Consider the following 17215-nt stretch of genomic DNA (forward strand, 5'->3'; position numbering starts at 1 on the left):
CTTGACCAACGGACCTGAGTTGTTATTTTCAACTCTTACTATTATACAGACTTTTCTAACTTTGTCAACTACTTTTTTTATCTTTTTTCATTTTTTGCATGGCTTCCTAGTATGTACGGATGTCAAACTCTTTAAATACAATACGTAAGTCTCTTAATACTCTTTGACGACCTCGGAAGCGTTAATTTCTTAAGACGCGTTCTAACTCTTCTTGTTTGTCTTTACTTTGTTTGTTTCTATAGTCTCTTAGTGTCTCATGAAAGAGATAATACTCATCTAGCCACAGACCTCCCTCGCTTATACGATGACTAATCTCACTTACTTCTTCATAAGGTTCTTTATCATATCTACGCTTCTGGCTTTCTTGTTTACGGATATGATCTAAAATTCGATTACGGAATTTTGTTTTGAAGTATCTACGTAAGCGTGGTATATCTTCTACTAGTCCTTCTTCTCTACTGATCAATTCATGTAAGCAAATCATACCCTCTTGATCCCAATCCGATAGCTCCCATAAATGGAGATGATATTCATTTCTACACTTATATACAATCCCCTGGACTTCTTTATACAATTCTTTAAACATAACTTCCCCCTTTCTAGATACAGTTTAACAGATTCAGAAACACTTTTGTCCCATTTCCTCCGTTCTGTTCTCTACACTGCCTCAACTGCACAAAAAAGAGAGGACATTCCTCTCTTTGGGTTATTTTTCATCATTCATTTTTGACTTTACTTCATCATAAGATAATGCATGAGATTCCTCTTCTACGGTTTCAGGCATCTTTCCTGTTTCGTAAAGAGATTTAATTTGTGTACTATCCAATGTTTCGTATTTCAATAATGCTTCTGCAATCAACTTGTGAGTTTCACGATTTGACTGAATAATTTCAGCAGCTTTATTTCGTGCTTCATTCAATAATGAACGAACCTCTTCATCAATTTCATAAGCTGTTTGTTCTGAAATTGATTTTTGAGGACTCTGTGCACCAAACATAGCATGGTTTCCTTCATATTGTACTGGGCCAAGTTTTTCACTCATACCGTACTCTGTAACCATTGCACGCGCCATTTGTGTCGCTTGTTCAAAGTCGTTTGAAGCTCCTGTAGTTTGGACATTGAAGATAATTTCTTCAGCTACACGGCCACCCATTAAACCAGCCAATTGCTCTTTCATATCTTCTTTGGAAAGAAGCATTTGGTCTTCCTTAGGAAGTGCAATCATATAACCGCCTGCACGGCCTCGTGGTACGATAGTAACTTTATGAACAACACGGGCATTCGATAAGACTAGACCAACAATGGTATGTCCAGCCTCATGGTAGGCAACCAATTCACGTTCTTTTTGTGAAACTGTCTTATCTTTCTTAGAAGGACCAGCAATAACTCTATCTTCTGCTTCATCAATATCTGAGGCATCAATTATCGATTTATTGCGACGAGCAGCAACTAAAGCAGCTTCATTCAATACATTCTCTAAATCAGCACCAACAAAACCTGGAGTTTGTTGGGCAACTAATTTCAAATCTACATCTTCTGCTAAAGGCTTGTTCTTAGCATGAACTTTCAAGATTGCTTCACGACCTTTAACATCAGGGCGACCAACCAATACTTTTCTATCAAAACGTCCTGGACGCAAAAGGGCAGGGTCAAGTACATCTGAACGGTTTGTCGCAGCGATGACAATAATTCCTTCATTTCCCTCAAAACCGTCCATCTCAATCAAAAGTTGGTTCAAGGTTTGTTCACGTTCGTCATTTCCTCCGCCAAGACCAACTCCACGTTGACGTCCAACAGCATCAATTTCATCGATAAAGATAATAGCTGGTGCTGCTTTTTTGGCATCTTCAAAAAGAGAACGGACACGACTAGCTCCAACTCCGACAAACATTTCTACAAAGTCAGAACCTGAGATACTAAAGAATGGAACACCTGCTTCTCCGGCGACTGCCTTAGCAAGCAAAGTCTTACCTGTTCCCGGAGGTCCCTCTAGAAGGACACCTGCTGGAATACGGGCTCCAAGTTTTGTAAATCGTTTTGGATCTTTTAAGAATTCAACAACTTCAACTAGTTCTTGTTTTTCTTCCTCAGCTCCAGCAACATCTGAAAATCTTACTTTAATATCTTCTTTATTTGCAGCTTTAGCCTTACTACGTCCAAAACTCATCGGGTTACGACTATTATTTCCTCCCATATTTCCCATCATCGAGAAGAGGAAGAAGAAGAGGATACCGAATGGCACAATGGATACAAGAATATTAATCCACATACCACTTGAACTTTCATGCTTAATAGTTACTTCCGCTTTATGGTCAGAAGCAAGCTTTTGTAATTCTGATACTGTAGTATCTGAAGGAAGAATAATACTTGAAAATTTCTCTACTGTTGTAGCAGAAGGAGAAAAGAATTGAATGCCTGTTTCTTCTTTACTTGTTTTAGGATTTTTATAAACACCTGAAACCTCGATAACACTGCCATTTGGTTGGTAAGTCAATTCTTTTACATTGTCATCGGTAATTTCTTTTACCAATTCTGTATAATTAATTTGCTCACTTTTCCCTGCAACACTACCTGTACTAAAATACTGGTAAGCTGTAACTAGGAAAAAAATAAGTAATAACCATAGAAAAGGATTTTTAATTAAACCATTATTTTGTTTTTTCATTAAAAATTGTTCTTTCTAATTTGAATACACTTCTTCTTTCAATACTCCAACATAAGGAAGGTTACGATAATTTTCTTTGTAGTCTAAGCCATAACCTACTACAAACTCATTTGGAATAGTAAAGCAAGTATAGTCTGCCTCAATTTCTACAACACGTCCCTCTGGTTTATCCAATAATGTTGCAATCTTAACAGAAGCTGCATCTCTTACAATAAACATATCTCGCAAATTCTTCAAAGTTTGACCTGTATCAATGATGTCCTCTACAAATAGAACATGTCTTCCTTTAATATCTTGAGTTACATCTTGCTTGATATTGATGACACCACTACTTGCTGTTCCACCATGATAGCTAGAAACCATCATAAAGTCCATTTCAATATGTGTATCAATATGTTTAACCAATTCAGCCATAAAAGGGATAGATCCTTTTAAAATCCCAATTAAAATCGGATTTTTTCCTGCATAGTCTTTAGTTAGTTGGGCACCTAATTTTTTAGCAGCTTCTGTAATTTCATCGTGTGAAACAAGGATTTTTTTAATATCGTTTTCTAACATTTTTTTACCTATCTATTTTTTCTATATAAAGTACAGTGTTCATTATATCATTTTTCGTGTTTTTACTCAAATTACTGGTCGCAATTCCCAAAATTGAGACAATTTCACCAAATTGCTCAATAATCAGAGCTGATTTTCGCTTTTCCATAGGGATTTTCAAATCAATAAATAGACGTCTGAGTTTTTTTCTATGCCCATTTTGAATCAAAAAATCTCCTGTTTTTCGATGACGAATGTGTATTGATGTTTCCCGTGAAACAGGTACCTGCTGAATGAATTCACCTTCTAAAGGAAGTCCAAAGGAAAATAAATAACCTTGGTAAGATACCTGATTTTGATAGTGTAACACAAGTTCATCTTCCTTTTCATCAGACTGAGGACTGATTTTACAAATCTTAAACCATTGGTACTCTTTTATCAATTCATAACCATTTTTTAGCGGATGACGATACTGGCTTTTAGTTTTTAAAATCTGCCGAACTTCTTCAAACTGAGCTTTTGTAAGATTCAAATCTGGAAAACGATTCAGATAAGTTTGAAGTAAAACTCTTTGTGTCGACTCAGAGTAAGACAATAGCTGCTCTAAATTTTCTACATTAATATTCTTTGATAATTCAGCTATAGCTAAGTCATAATCTAAAATTTCATTGCCGATGCTTAAGATTGCATATCTAAATCGAGGATTTTCTTTTTCTAATTCTGGTAAATAAGAATTTCGAATACGATTGCGAAAATAATGATTTTCCTGATTTGATATATCTTCAAAGTGGAAAATTGGTGGAAAGTCTTTTTTCTGAAAATGCAAGAAGGGCCGAATGATTTCTATCTCTCCTACTACTTGCTTCTCCTTAATTCCTGATAGATAGCGCAAACGAGTACCTCGAATCAAACGCATCAAAATCGTTTCCACCTGATCATCAGCATGGTGGGCAGTGACTAAAGCTGTCGCACCTGTCTTTTTCATGACCTCTTGAAAAAAATCATAACGAAAATGTCGAGCACGCGCTTCTGAAAATTCTCCTGAAAAATTGCTGATATAAATAGGAAGCTCTGCTTCAGCAGCCAACTTCCTTAATTCCTTTTCTTCCCAATCTGATTCAATTCTCTGCTTATGATTTACATGAGCTAGGATCAATTCAATTGCTAACTCTTTTTTATAGGTAGATAATACCTTAAATAGAAACATAGAATCTAATCCACCAGAAAGAGCAAGCACCACCTTAGTATGTTTTTTAAAATATTCTCTCTTGAGAAAATGATTTAAAAAATCTTGTTCCCTCATTTTAGAACCTCATAAACGTCCTTGGCTATCTGAGAAATCGTATCATAATCAGAATTCTTAGTGAAAATAGAAATAACAAATGGAGAATCTGCATAGATAACGCCCGTATCATGCTTAAATTCATCCGCATCTCCAATTTTATGAGCTACTTTAACAGAAACACCTTTGGCAATTCTCTCATTATCAAAATCTGTTTTAGTCAAAGAATCCAATACAAGTCCATTTTGGTTATAAATAGCTTCCATGACTTTCCCAGCCATTTTAGAAGAAATCAATTTTTCTTTTGGATCCCAATCATCTCCCATAATAGCAGACGTCTTGGATTTGAATATAGCATCAGATTGATTTGAAATGTAATATCCCAATAGATTATGAGCTACATTATCCGATTCTTTAGATACTTTTGAAATTAAATCCTTGAGAGAATAGTCTTTATTATCCTCTTTTTTAGGAAGGCTACCACTTCCCTCTGGTTTATAAGAACCTGGAAAATCATTGACTGCTGATACGTATTTTACAGTCGTGTCTAACTGATAAAGACCCTCATTTATTTTTTCTTGCGTATAGTAGAGATAAGGTAATTTTAAAATGCTAGCTGCATACATCTTTTCATCTTGATTAATACCAGCTTCTTTTCCAGTAGTCAGTTGCTTAACATAAATAGAGAAAGAAACTTTCTGATATTTTTCAGATAATATTTCTTGCACTTTATTCATCCGATTATCTTCTTCAGAAGTTAATTCCTTATCTACCCATCCAACTTGATCAATATGTAGAAATTCTTTCCCTTCTACAAACATGGTCTTATCAATTGAAACTTGCGAATAAGCTGATAAGGATGATTTCACTTCTTTTAAATCATAAGGACTGTTATACAGTTTAAAATCAGATTCTAACCATACTTTTTTTATTGTTGGAGTTACCTCTGACTGATCATATAAAAATCGTTTGTCTGCAGCAATAAATTGATGATTGGATAACTTAAATACTGGAATTCCTTGTTTATTTAAACGCCACTCGGTTATTTGAAAACTTGTTTGGGGAGTCAATTTTCCAGATTCCACTACTAAATCTTCATTCGCATAAACAGGAACCTCTCCATAAACCATGGGATAACTTAATTTTTCTCTAAAATAAATACCAAAGTCAGATTGTGAAAGGTAATAAATTTCTTTCGAAGTATATACAACTTCTTTTTCTGTGCTAACGACTTTTGAAACTGTCAAAAAACTTGGTAGCAACAAAATAATTAAGAATTTACGCATTCTTCCTTTCCTTTTCCTCTTGTAAACGCAATAGTTGATTTTTATCAGACAACTCTTCTAGTTTTTCATCCGATAGACTCAAAAATTGCTCAATTACGTCTAATAAATTTTCCATTTCATCACCTTGGAAGCAAGTCAGGAATCGTATAAACAGCTTCCCGATTCTTAGAATAATAATATTTTGCACGCATGTATTTAGCAGCGTAATCTTCATCTTTCAACTTTGTAGCAAAAGCTGTCTCTTTCTCCTTTTCCTCACTCAAGTTTTGATACTGAGTTTGCAAGTCTGATAACTGTTGACGTCTTTGGAGTAATTGGTGATAACTTTGAGCAAGATTATAAGTTGGTAAAATGAACAATAAAATCATCAAAATAAGAACCCAACCCATGAAACGATTACGTTTTTGTCGTTCCTTCATCAGATAGCGACGACGTTGATGTTCATTTTGAATAAAAGAATTATTCAATTGTACGATATTTTTAGACATTTTCTTCTACCCGTGTTTCACTGATAATTTCATACATGCCTGCTGCATCTTCTTTTTTTGTACTATCTTTCATCTCCAGTACTTTTACAAGTAGCAACTTATTTCCAAAGCGAATTTCAACTTGGTCATTAACTTTCAAATCCGTTGAACTTTTTGCCAAGATTCCATTTACCTTGATTCTACCTTTATCTGCTACTTCTTTTGCGACTGTACGACGCTTGATAATTCTTGATACTTTTAAATATTTGTCTAATCTCATTTTTATTACCTCAAATTATTATTGTACCATTTTTCTCCATTTTATAGAAGAAAAATGTTAAAGAGAATTGCCTTCTTTCGACACTTTTATCTCTAATAAACTTTCTCCAAAAATGAGCAGACCTTCTAAAATTTCATAGTCCTTCTTGTTTCGAACATCAAATACAACTTCCATTAATCCCTTATTCTCAGCTATAGCTGCTTTTAAGTTCGTTGCGGATAAAGCTTTAAAATAATCTTGAGCCAAGAACAGTCGCTGAGTAATTTTTTCAAATTGAACTGTAATCTTATTTTCTTTTCGTTCCACACGTTGAACAAAGACCCTATCAAGATAAGACTTAACCAAACCAATCTCTAAAAGATAGGCTACCACGTCTGGGTACTCTCCAAATCGGTCCATCAACTCTTCTTGTAATTCTTCGTAGTTGACACGGTTGTCAATTTGACGAATTTTCTTGTAAATTTCAATCTTATGTCGTTGATCAGAAATATAAGTATCAGGAAGATAGGCATCAATTTGTAAAATCAATTCGGTATTTCCTTTGGTTTTTGTGTTCCCATTACCATGTCGTTTAGCAATAGCTTCCTCCAATAACTGCGAATACAATTCAAAACCAATAGAATCAATGAAACCAGACTGGGATTTTCCTAAAAGATTTCCTGCTCCGCGAATCGAAAGATCTCGCATTGCAATCTTAAATCCTGATCCCAATTCTGTAAATCCTTTAATCGCTTCTAATCTCTTCTCGGAGACTTCACTGATTGATTTTTCTGGACGATACATGAGATAGGCATAAGCAATACGATTACTACGACCGACTCTTCCTCTTAACTGATACAAGGTTGACAAGCCCATATGGTCCGCATTTTCAATAAATAAAGTATTGGCATTTGGAATGTCCACTCCTGTCTCAATAATGGTAGTTGTCACCAAAATATCATACTGACCTTCAATGAAATCCAGTAGAGTATTTTCTAACTGAATCTCACTCATTTGCCCATGAACATACCCAATCGAAGCCTCTGGAATCAACTCCTGTAATTCGGAAACCTTCTGGTCAATCGTGTCAACTTTATTGTAAAGATAGTAAACTTGACCTCCACGCTCCATTTCACGCAAGACAGCATCACGAATCACACTATCATTCTTTTCTAAAACATAGGTTTGCACTGGATAACGATTAGTCGGCGGAGTTTCAATAACAGACAAATCTCTGATTCCCAACATAGACATATGAAGGGTACGAGGAATTGGCGTTGCTGTCAAGGTCAGGACATCTACTTGTTTTTTCAGTTCTTTCAAGGTTTCCTTATGCTTGACACCAAATCGCTGTTCCTCATCAATAATCATCAAGCCCAAATCAGCAAACACAACATCTTTTGACAAAACACGATGTGTTCCAATCAAAATATCAACTTGACCCTTTTTCAATTTTTCAAGTGTTTCAGTCTGCTCTTTTTTACTTCTAAAGCGACTCAATACATCAATATTAACTGCAAAATTTTGGAATCGTTCCTTAAAATTCGTATAGTGCTGTTGCGCTAAAACCGTCGTCGGAACGAGAACGACAACCTGTTTGTGATCATTGACTGCCTTAAAGGCTGCACGCATAGCAACTTCAGTCTTTCCAAAACCAACATCCCCAACTAAAAGTCGATCCATTGGTTGAGAAGCCTGCATATCTCTCTTGATTTCCTCAACACTACGAAGTTGATCATCCGTTTCAACATAAGGGAAGGCATCATCAAAAGCATGTTGATCCTCATCATCAGCTGAGAAAGCAAAACCCTTCAACTGACTGCGTTCAGAATAAAGTTTAATTAAATTGTCAGCTATATCCTCTACCTGGTTCTTAACTTTTTGCTTGGACTTTTTGAAATGACCATCATTTAATTTATTGAGTTTTGGCGCTTTCCCATCACTTGAAATATATTTAGACAGTAACTGAATCTGCTCTACTGGTATGGAAATTTGATCCCCATTTTGATACTGGACACTTACATAATCACGGTGAATTCCCTTGATTTCAATTGTTTCAATTCCTAGATATTGACCAATCCCATGGATATGGTGAACAACATAATCTCCTTTTTCAAGTTCATTGTAATCTTTTAATCTCTCTGCATTTGACGCATGTTGTCTTCTAAAACGACGCTTCAATTTCTTTTGAAAAATCTCATGTTCAGTTATCAATAAAATCTTTTCATCTACAAAATGAAAACCATGTCTGAGATTACCCTCGATTAAGTTTACAGATTCTTTACAGATACTTGACTTATCTCTGGAATCTAATTTAATCTGGTATTCCTCTAAAACATCCTCCAATGTTTTACTTCCCATTGAATTGCTAGACTGAAGAATAATAGTGTAATTCATTTTTTTGTATCGCTCAATTTCTTCTTTTAGAAAAGAAAATTGATTGAAAAACTCTTGCATGGGATATTGATTAAATTGATAAATTTGATCAAACTTGAGATTTCCTAACCCTTTTTGCAGGTTAGAGAAAAAGGTAACCGGACTCTGTTTTTTATAGATTTGCTCTGTATCAGCAAAATACTGCATCTCAGAAAATGCTTTACTGTTCTGTAATTCTTCTGTAAAGTATTGTGCTAATTCTCTTTCAAAGACTTCATACTGATTCATTAATTTCTGATAATCATCAAAGAATACTGGGGTATCTTTTTCAATATAGTCAAAAACAGTCCATGTCTTGTCATAACACAAAGATAAAAACTTTCTAGAATCTAAATGAATTTGTTTTTGATGAAAACTTGAAAGAATTTCTTCTAAGTATGATTTTAAAATAGGTGATAAGGTCTTTGAAATTTGTTTTTCTAAAGCTGACTGACCTCGTTGATAATCCTTTTCTCTCAAAAGCATATCACTAGCTGGAAAGATGGTGAGTTCTGTCTGATTTTCTTTCGATAATTGTGTTTCGACTTCAAATGACCTAATACCATCGACTTCATCACCAAAAAACTCAATTCGGCAAGGTTCTAACTGAGATATTTCAAAAATATCTAAAATATCTCCTCGCAGACTAAATTCGCCCTGAGTTTGTACTTGAGTAACTTTTCGATAGCCTACCTCTTTTAACTGATGGATAAGTGCATGTTGGTCATATTCTTCACCAACTGAGATTTTTATAATACTATCTTTGAATACATTGGGAGACGGTAAAATCAATCGGCTTGCTGCGATATTACAAACTAAAATCCCTTTCTTAGATGAATCAGTCAAAAAACGCAAGGCTTCAACCCGTGAAATGATTTTTTCTTGTGAAGACATCAAAAACTCGACCATAGGGGAGTCATCTACCAAAAATGGATAGACAAGTTCCTCACCCAAGATAGAGATAAGATCACTAACAAGTCCTTCTGCTTCTCCATAAGTTGACGTCAACAACACAATCTTATCTTCTTTTTCTAGACTACTTGCAATTGCAAGAGCCTTAGTAGACGTTGATAAACCAAGTATTAGTTGTCTTTTCTTATCTGTCAGATTTTGATGCCATTTTTTGATCTGATTATTTTCTAAGAATAAATCTAATAAGGTCACCATTTATCCGTTATACCTCTGCATTGTTTTCTCAAAATTTTTCTCTTGTAAATAATAGTTTACAGCATCGTCAACTTTGTCAATAGACTGTAAAATGCCGATATAATCATCCTTGTCAAACTTACTCAAAACATGGTTAACAACTGACATGCCATTTTTAGGTCTTCCGATTCCAATCTTAACACGATTAAAGGTTTGGGTTCCAATATGTTGAATAATAGACTTGATACCATTATGACCACCTGCTGAACCTTTTGCTCTTAAACGAATTTTCCCAACTTCCATGTCAAGGTCATCGTAAATAACGAGTAAATCTTCAATATCCAAACCATAATAAGTCAATAAAGCATGGACTGCTTTTCCACTTTCATTCATAAATGTCATTGGTTTGACCAGATAAATTTTTTCTCCATTTAGGAAAAAGGATGCTAGGTCAGCTTGAAATATCTTATCGTGTGTAAATGTGACATTCTGTTTTTTCGCTAGTTGGTCAATCAACATAAAACCAACATTGTGTTTTGTTTCAAAATATTTATCCCCTGGATTTCCTAATCCTACAAGTAATTTGGTCATTTATTTTTCCTTTCAAAAGCCAAAAGGGTTGGAATTTTTTTCCAACCTAATTGACACTATTTATTAAATTTCTTATACATTAAAGCGGAATTCCATGATATCGCCATCTTGAACGATATATTCTTTTCCTTCTTCACGCAAACGTCCAGCTTCTTTTACGGCCTTTTCAGATCCGTATTTCACTAGATCCTCATATGACATGGTTACTGCACGAATAAATCCTTTTTCAAAGTCTGAGTGGATAATCCCAGCTGCTTGAGGAGCCTTCATACCACGTTTGAAGGTCCAAGCGCGAACTTCTTTTTCACCAGCTGTGAAGTAAGTTCCTAGTCCAAGTAAGTGGTAAGCTGCACGAGTCAACTTGTCAACGCCTGATTCTGTCAAACCAAGTGCTTCAAGAAACTCTTGCTTATCTTCTTCGTCTAACTCAGAAATTTCTTCCTCAGCACGCGCAGAAATAACGACTACTTCAGCATTTTCTGTCGCTGCGAATTCACGAATTTGTTTAACATAGTCGATAGAGTCAGGATCTGAAACCACATCCTCGTCCACATTCGCTACATAAAGAACTGGTTTAGTCGTCAACAGGAAGAGACCTTTGACAACTTTTTGTTCTTCATCTGTAAACTCGATTGTACGAGCTGATTTTCCATCTTCAAGGACTGGTTTAATCTTTTGAAGAACATTAAACTCTGCTACTGATTCTTTATCTTTTTGCGTACGTGCCATCTTTTCTACACGCGCATAACGTTTATTGACTGATTCTAAGTCAGCAAGAATCAATTCCAGGTTAATGGTATCAATATCCGCAAGTGGATCCACAAAGGCATCTTCACGTCCTTGCTCTCGCATGACATTTTCATCATCAAAAGCACGAACTACATGAACAATCGCATCTACTTCACGGATATTGGCCAAGAATTTATTTCCTAGTCCTTCTCCTTTTGAAGCTCCTTTTACAATCCCTGCAATATCTGTAAATTCAAAAGTTGTTGGAACTGTCTTTTTAGGAGTAATCATTTCAGTTAGTTTTTGGAGGCGTTCATCTGGAACTTCTACCATTCCAACGTTTGGATCAATCGTCGCAAATGGGTAGTTTGCTGCCTCTGCTTCTGCTTTTGTAATTGCATTAAATAGTGTTGATTTACCAACGTTTGGCAAACCAACGATACCTGCTGTTAAAGCCATATTTTCTCATTCTCCGTTTTCATTTCAATCCCTAATATTATAACACAAAAAGGGAAAACTTGCTAACCCTCTAACTAAGGGTTCTCATACTCTTCGAAAATCTCTTCAAACCACGTCAACGTCGCCTTGCCGTATAGATATTACTGACTTCGTCAGTTCTATCTGCAACCTCAAAACAGTGTTTTGAGCAACCTGCGGCTAGTTTCCTAGTTTGCTCTTTGATTTTCATTGAGTATCAGTCAATAATTTTATTCATTTTTCGATCAAAATCATAGCGCCCCATCATGACAACATGGTCACAATTACTACATTTAATTTTGATATCTGCTCCTACACGTGTAATTTCCCAACGATTGGCCTTTTTACCTGTTGACTTGATGGTGCAAGCATGTGGTTTTTTCATTTCAACAAAATTTCCAACTTGATACATACTACTCTCCTTTTCTTTTTCGATTATATCATAAAAGAGGCGAGCTAGGCTCAACCTCTTTAACTTAATTTGTACGAACTGGTGTAATGAGCTGCATGAAGTCCTCGTCAGTATCTGCTGGCACAAGAGTAAATGGACGAACAGCTGAGATAAAGCTAATAGTCACCTTTTCGCTATTTAAAGCTTTAAGGGAATCAATCAAGTAAGTTGGGTTGAAACTAATAGTCAAATCTTCACCAGTAACCTGATCAGTATCGATTTCTTCGTTTACTTTACCAACTTCTGGAGAGTGAACATGGGCGCTAACAATCCCATCTTTAATTTCAAGTTTCACAGTACCATTTTGAGTCGCACTTGATAAAAGACGAGCACGCTCCATTGACTGGCGTAAGTTTACCACATCAAAAGTAATAGTAGTGTTAAAGTCTGTTGGAATCAAACGATCTGTATCAGGATAGTTACCTTCTAACAAACGAGTATAAAAGCTAATATTTTCGCTTCTAAAGAGGATTTGATTGTTGGCAAAGAAAATCTCTACAGTTTCAATATCGTCTGTAAATACTGCTGAAAATTCGCGTAGAGAACGGCTAGGAATGACAACATCAAAATCATCACTATTTTTCTCAAGCGTTAATTTTTTCTGGCTTAGACGATGAGAGTCTGTTGCCACTGTTTTTAGCTCCTTGTGTTGACTTAATACAAAATGAACACCTGTTAAAATTGGACGACTCTCTTGTGTACTTGCAGCAAAGGCTGTTTCATTGATAATTTTCTTGAGTAATTTTGTTTCAAGAACCAAAGGAGTGCTTGCTGAAATTTCTTGGATTCGTGGATATTGTTCGCTATCTTTTCCTTTTAGGGTAATTTCTGATTTACCACTCGTTAAAACAATTTGATTTTGTTCAATTTCTTTAAAATCAAGAGTCACATCAGGTAGACTAGATACAACATTGATAAAGAAAGAAGCTTCAAGAAGAATTGAACCTAAAGAAGTAATTAACAAACCAGCATCTTCATTTTTTTGAGAAATAAAATTTTCAATTGAAATTTGACCATTTGAACCAATTAAAGTAACACCTTCATTGGTCACGTCAATTTTGACAGTTGATAAAATAGGAATGGCATTTTTAGAACTAATAGCTCTCTTAGTAGTATTTAAAGCTTGTAGAAATAAATTTTTATTAATTGAAAAATGAATCATGGATTCTCCTTTATTTATTTTTAGTATTAGAAGGATAATAGTAATAATAGAGTCTGTGAAATCTGTGGAAAACAGACTTTAAACAAGTCATATCAAGTTTTTTAGCTTGTTTAAAAAATGTGGATAAAAAAGATAAAAAAGCAAAAGTTATCCACAAGTTATTTGATTTTCTTTTTGATTGATTCAATTTCTAAACGTAAATTATCGTCTTCATCAATCAAAGATTTAATTTTAGCATGGGCATGAATGACTGTTGTGTGATCTTTTCCACCAAATTCCTTCCCAATTTTTGGAAGACTATTATCTGTTAGTTCTCTAGATAAATACATAGCTACTTGACGGGCTAAAACAATATTTTGAAGGCGTCTACTTCCCTTCATTTCTTTGACACTGACACCATAAAAGTTACCAACTTCATTTTGGATTTTATCAATTGGGATGACGAGGATTTGGCTAACATCTTGTTTGCGAGCTCTAATGGCTTCTGCAGCGATATCGATAGTGATATCCTTAATCTTCTTCACTCTTGCAATTAAAGTGATGTCGTTGATTGCTCCTTCAAGTTCTCGAACGTTTGAATCAAATTGGCCAGCTAGGTATTCTAGGGTATCACTTTGGAAATTGTAGTCTAAATGCTCTGTTTTACTTTGTAAAATGGCAATACGTGTTTCAAAGTCAGGTGGTGTGATGTTTTGCGTCAAGCCCCAGCTAAAGCGCGTGACAAGCCGTTCTTCAAGGCCTTCTAAGTGTTTAGGACTACGATCACTAGTCAGAACAATTTGTTTTTGATTGTTATGGAGAACATTGAAAGTATTGAAAAATTCTTCTTGAGTTGCAACTTTTTTGCCACTCAGCGATTGGATATCATCAATTAACAAGAGATCAAGACTACGGTAAGTTTTTTTGAACTTTTCCATTTCACCAAGTCTCAGGTGTTCAAGAAAGTCGTTGATAAAGCTTTCAGCAGGGATGTACTTCACACGCGCATCAGGAATATTTTTCAAAATCTCATTCCCAATTGCATTGAGTAAGTGAGTCTTACCAAGGCCAGGTCCTCCATAGATAAAAAGAGGGTTATAGGTCAGAGCCAAATCTTCAGAGACAGCCAAAGCGGCTGATACTGCCCAAACATTTCCATCTCCTTGGATAAAATTATCAAAGGTATACTTTTCTTTTAATCCAGTATCCGAATAAGGAATAGATGCTAACTTTGGACTATAGTCATAAAGAGTTGAATTTGTAGCTTCTTCAACTTGTGAAATAGTCGTATCTTGAGGCTTGGTGAAAATATAGTGGGGAGTTATTTCAGCATCATAAATTTCAAAACCAGCTACTACAATGATATCTTTTAGTTGTTTTTCCCAGACCATTTCCATTTCAGATCGTGGTAAAAATATAGTGGCAACATTTTCCTCTACCTTAATGAGTTCAGCTTGAATAGCATAGAAATCATACATGGATCGAGTCAGTCTTTCTTGAGCAAATTCTAATATACGATTCCAAAATTGTTTTTCTTTCAATCCTTTCTCCTCCTTTACTATTTAAAAGTTTAATGCTAGACTTATTTTACCATAGATAGTAAGAATTTTCCACAAGCTGTGAAAAATAATCCACAATGTTATCAAGTTTTATCCACAGGTTGGGGATAAAATCAGAAATTATTGATTTATTAAGCTTTTTACTGAAAAAAATAGTGGATAACCTTGTGAGATAAAAAAATAAAAGAACAGCCTTATTTCAGGCTGTTGATAATTCTACTGTATTCTTCTTGATTTGAAAAAGAAATAATGATTTTTCCACTGTCTTTTTTAGACAGTTTGATTTCTACATCTAATCCGAGTAGTTTTTTTAACTGTTCTTCTTCATTTTGTATGAAATGATCATTTTTTTGCAGTTTCTTTTGTTTTTTCTCTGTCAGAAGAGCTTCTAATTTTCTTACAGAAATGTCTTCCCCTATGATTCGTTGAAAGAAATAGTCTTGTTGTTCCTTATTCAACCCAACTAGAGAACGCGCATGGGCTTGTGATAGTTTGCCATTTTCTACTTCTGAGAGGATCTGTTCTGGCAAGGACAGCAAGCGAATAGAGTTACTGATATAAGGACGAGACTTGCCCATTTTATCTGCAATTTCAGCATGGGTAAATCCTTTCTCTACAAGAGATTCATAGGCGCGTGCTTCTTCTATTGGATTTAAATTTTCTCTTTGCAAATTTTCAATGATGGACTGGACCATCATCTCTTGATCTGAAAGCTGTTTAACAACAGCTGGGATAGACCTTAGACCAGCTAAAAGTGAAGCCCGATAGCGTCTCTCTCCTGCAAGGATTTCATAACCAATAACAGGAGATTGACGAACAATAATCGGTTGAATGACCCCATTTTCTTTAATAGACTGTGCTAGTTCATGTAGTTTTTCTCCATCAAATTCTTTTCGAGGTTGATAGGGATTTTTTTGTATATCTGTGATAGAAATCATTTCAAATTTTTCCATGATTCTACACTAACACATCTTTTCTCTTATGTAAAGCTTTCTTTACATAGATGTCAATTAAGATTCTAAATCACCTGAACTCTTGTCAAGTTTAATAGATGTAGTTTCTTCTTTACCGTTACGATAGTAAGTTATCTTAATGGTGTCTCCGATAGAATGATTGTAAAGAGCACTTTGTAAGTCTGTTGATGAAGCAATGTCTTTGTCGTCTACTTTTGTAATAACATCGTATTTTTCAAGGTGACCATTGGCAGGCATATTGCTCTGCACAGAACGAACAACGACACCAGATGTTACATTGCTTGGAATATTCAGTCTTCTAAGATCACTTGTATTAATATTTGAGAGATTGACCATTTGGATGCCCAAAGCTGGATGAGTCACTTTTCCGTTCTTTTCCAACTGTTCAATAATATTGATAGCATCATTTGCAGGAATTGCGAACCCAAGTCCTTCTACAGACGTTCCTCCATTTGTTGCAATTTTACTTGAGGTAATTCCGATAACTTGCCCTTGAATATTGATAAGTGGTCCACCAGAGTTACCTGGGTTAATAGCAGTATCAGTTTGGATAGCTTTTGTAGAAATGGCTTGTCCATCTTCAGATTTTAAAGACACATTTCGATTGAGACTAGATACGATACCTTGAGTGACAGTATTAGCATATTCAGAACCTAACGGGCTACCGATGGCAATAGCAGTTTCTCCTACGGTTAACTGACTAGAATCACCAAACTCAGCTACTGTTGTCACTTTTTCTGAAGAGATTTTGACGACAGCAATATCAGAGAAAGTATCAGCTCCGACGATTTCTCCAGGTACCTTAGTTCCATCTGACAAACGAATATCTACTTTGCTGGCACCATTTATAACGTGATTGTTGGTGACGATGTAAGCTTCTTTGTCATTCTTTTTATAAATAACCCCAGATCCTTCACTAGAGATTTGCTGAGAATCTGTGTCAGTATCATCATTACCAAATACGCTATTTTGTCTGTTTGCCGAATAAGTAATAACAGAAACAACAGCATCTTTTACTTTGTTAACAGCCTGTGTTGTTGAATTTTCGTTCTTATAGGCAGTCTGTGTAATAGTACTATTGTTGTTGGAGTTACTTACAGTACTTTTCTGAGTTAGTTGGTTTATTGAAAAGCTACCCAAGGCTCCACTAATAAAGCTAATGACGATAACGACTAATAATTGAAACCATTTTTTGTAAAATGTTTTTAGATGTTTCATATTTGCCTCCATATGTTT

The 17215-nt window shown here is 35.2% G+C and carries 15 protein-coding genes and 1 pseudogene; all 16 read right to left on the reverse strand.

The window, feature by feature from the left end; all coding sequences use genetic code 11:
- Positions 1-106: 106 nt before the first annotated feature.
- Positions 107-586: pseudogene (locus CBI42_RS00005) on the reverse strand (sigma-70 family RNA polymerase sigma factor).
- Positions 587-706: 120 nt separating this feature from the next.
- The gene (gene ftsH, locus CBI42_RS00010; RefSeq protein WP_004255254.1) at positions 707-2665 is read right to left on the reverse strand and encodes an ATP-dependent zinc metalloprotease FtsH; all 1959 of its coding nucleotides are present in this window, start codon (positions 2663-2665) and stop codon (positions 707-709) included.
- A gap of 15 nt (positions 2666-2680) precedes the next feature.
- Positions 2681-3223: a hypoxanthine phosphoribosyltransferase gene (hpt, locus tag CBI42_RS00015; protein ID WP_094752960.1), complete on the reverse strand. Its 543-nt coding sequence runs from the start codon at positions 3221-3223 to the stop codon at positions 2681-2683.
- A 4-nt stretch (positions 3224-3227) separates the two neighbouring features.
- Positions 3228-4505, reverse strand: a complete 1278-nt coding sequence (gene tilS, locus CBI42_RS00020) for a tRNA lysidine(34) synthetase TilS (RefSeq protein ID WP_094752961.1) — start codon at positions 4503-4505, stop codon at positions 3228-3230.
- Positions 4502-5770, reverse strand: a complete 1269-nt coding sequence (locus CBI42_RS00025; RefSeq protein ID WP_070478097.1) for a serine hydrolase — start codon at positions 5768-5770, stop codon at positions 4502-4504. The genes tilS and CBI42_RS00025 overlap by 4 nt, the downstream gene beginning before the upstream one ends.
- Positions 5763-5885, reverse strand: coding sequence for an SP_0009 family protein (locus tag CBI42_RS13180; protein WP_020902316.1), 123 nt, complete (start codon positions 5883-5885; stop codon positions 5763-5765). The genes CBI42_RS00025 and CBI42_RS13180 overlap by 8 nt, the downstream gene beginning before the upstream one ends.
- 4 nt (positions 5886-5889) lie before the next feature.
- Positions 5890-6258: a septum formation initiator family protein gene (locus CBI42_RS00030; RefSeq protein WP_020902315.1), complete on the reverse strand. Its 369-nt coding sequence runs from the start codon at positions 6256-6258 to the stop codon at positions 5890-5892.
- Positions 6251-6517: an RNA-binding S4 domain-containing protein gene (locus tag CBI42_RS00035; RefSeq protein ID WP_001234978.1), complete on the reverse strand. Its 267-nt coding sequence runs from the start codon at positions 6515-6517 to the stop codon at positions 6251-6253. The genes CBI42_RS00030 and CBI42_RS00035 overlap by 8 nt, the downstream gene beginning before the upstream one ends.
- Positions 6518-6574: 57 nt before the next feature.
- Positions 6575-10078: a transcription-repair coupling factor gene (gene mfd, locus CBI42_RS00040; protein WP_049493195.1), complete on the reverse strand. Its 3504-nt coding sequence runs from the start codon at positions 10076-10078 to the stop codon at positions 6575-6577.
- Positions 10079-10648, reverse strand: a complete 570-nt coding sequence (gene pth / locus CBI42_RS00045) for an aminoacyl-tRNA hydrolase (RefSeq protein WP_049493193.1) — start codon at positions 10646-10648, stop codon at positions 10079-10081. It lies immediately after the preceding gene.
- A 72-nt stretch (positions 10649-10720) separates the two neighbouring features.
- Positions 10721-11836 carry a redox-regulated ATPase YchF gene (gene ychF / locus CBI42_RS00050; protein ID WP_049493191.1) on the reverse strand — a complete coding sequence of 372 codons (1116 nt, stop codon included), beginning with the start codon at positions 11834-11836 and terminating at the stop codon, positions 10721-10723.
- Positions 11837-12071: 235 nt separating this feature from the next.
- Positions 12072-12266, reverse strand: a complete 195-nt coding sequence (locus tag CBI42_RS00060; RefSeq protein ID WP_000285186.1) for a DUF951 domain-containing protein — start codon at positions 12264-12266, stop codon at positions 12072-12074.
- Between the two features lie 64 nt (positions 12267-12330).
- Positions 12331-13467, reverse strand: a complete 1137-nt coding sequence (dnaN, locus tag CBI42_RS00065) for a DNA polymerase III subunit beta (protein WP_000581172.1) — start codon at positions 13465-13467, stop codon at positions 12331-12333.
- Between the two features lie 158 nt (positions 13468-13625).
- Positions 13626-14987, reverse strand: a complete 1362-nt coding sequence (gene dnaA / locus CBI42_RS00070) for a chromosomal replication initiator protein DnaA (protein ID WP_094752962.1) — start codon at positions 14985-14987, stop codon at positions 13626-13628.
- Positions 14988-15199: 212 nt separating this feature from the next.
- Positions 15200-15958 carry a ParB/RepB/Spo0J family partition protein gene (locus CBI42_RS00075; protein WP_084926254.1) on the reverse strand — a complete coding sequence of 253 codons (759 nt, stop codon included), beginning with the start codon at positions 15956-15958 and terminating at the stop codon, positions 15200-15202.
- 57 nt (positions 15959-16015) lie between these two features.
- Positions 16016-17197 carry a S1C family serine protease gene (locus CBI42_RS00080; RefSeq protein ID WP_094752963.1) on the reverse strand — a complete coding sequence of 394 codons (1182 nt, stop codon included), beginning with the start codon at positions 17195-17197 and terminating at the stop codon, positions 16016-16018.
- Between the last annotated feature and the right edge of the window lie 18 nt (positions 17198-17215).

The organism is Streptococcus sp. KR (assembly GCF_002238115.1).
Classification (GTDB): Bacteria; Bacillota; Bacilli; order Lactobacillales; family Streptococcaceae; genus Streptococcus.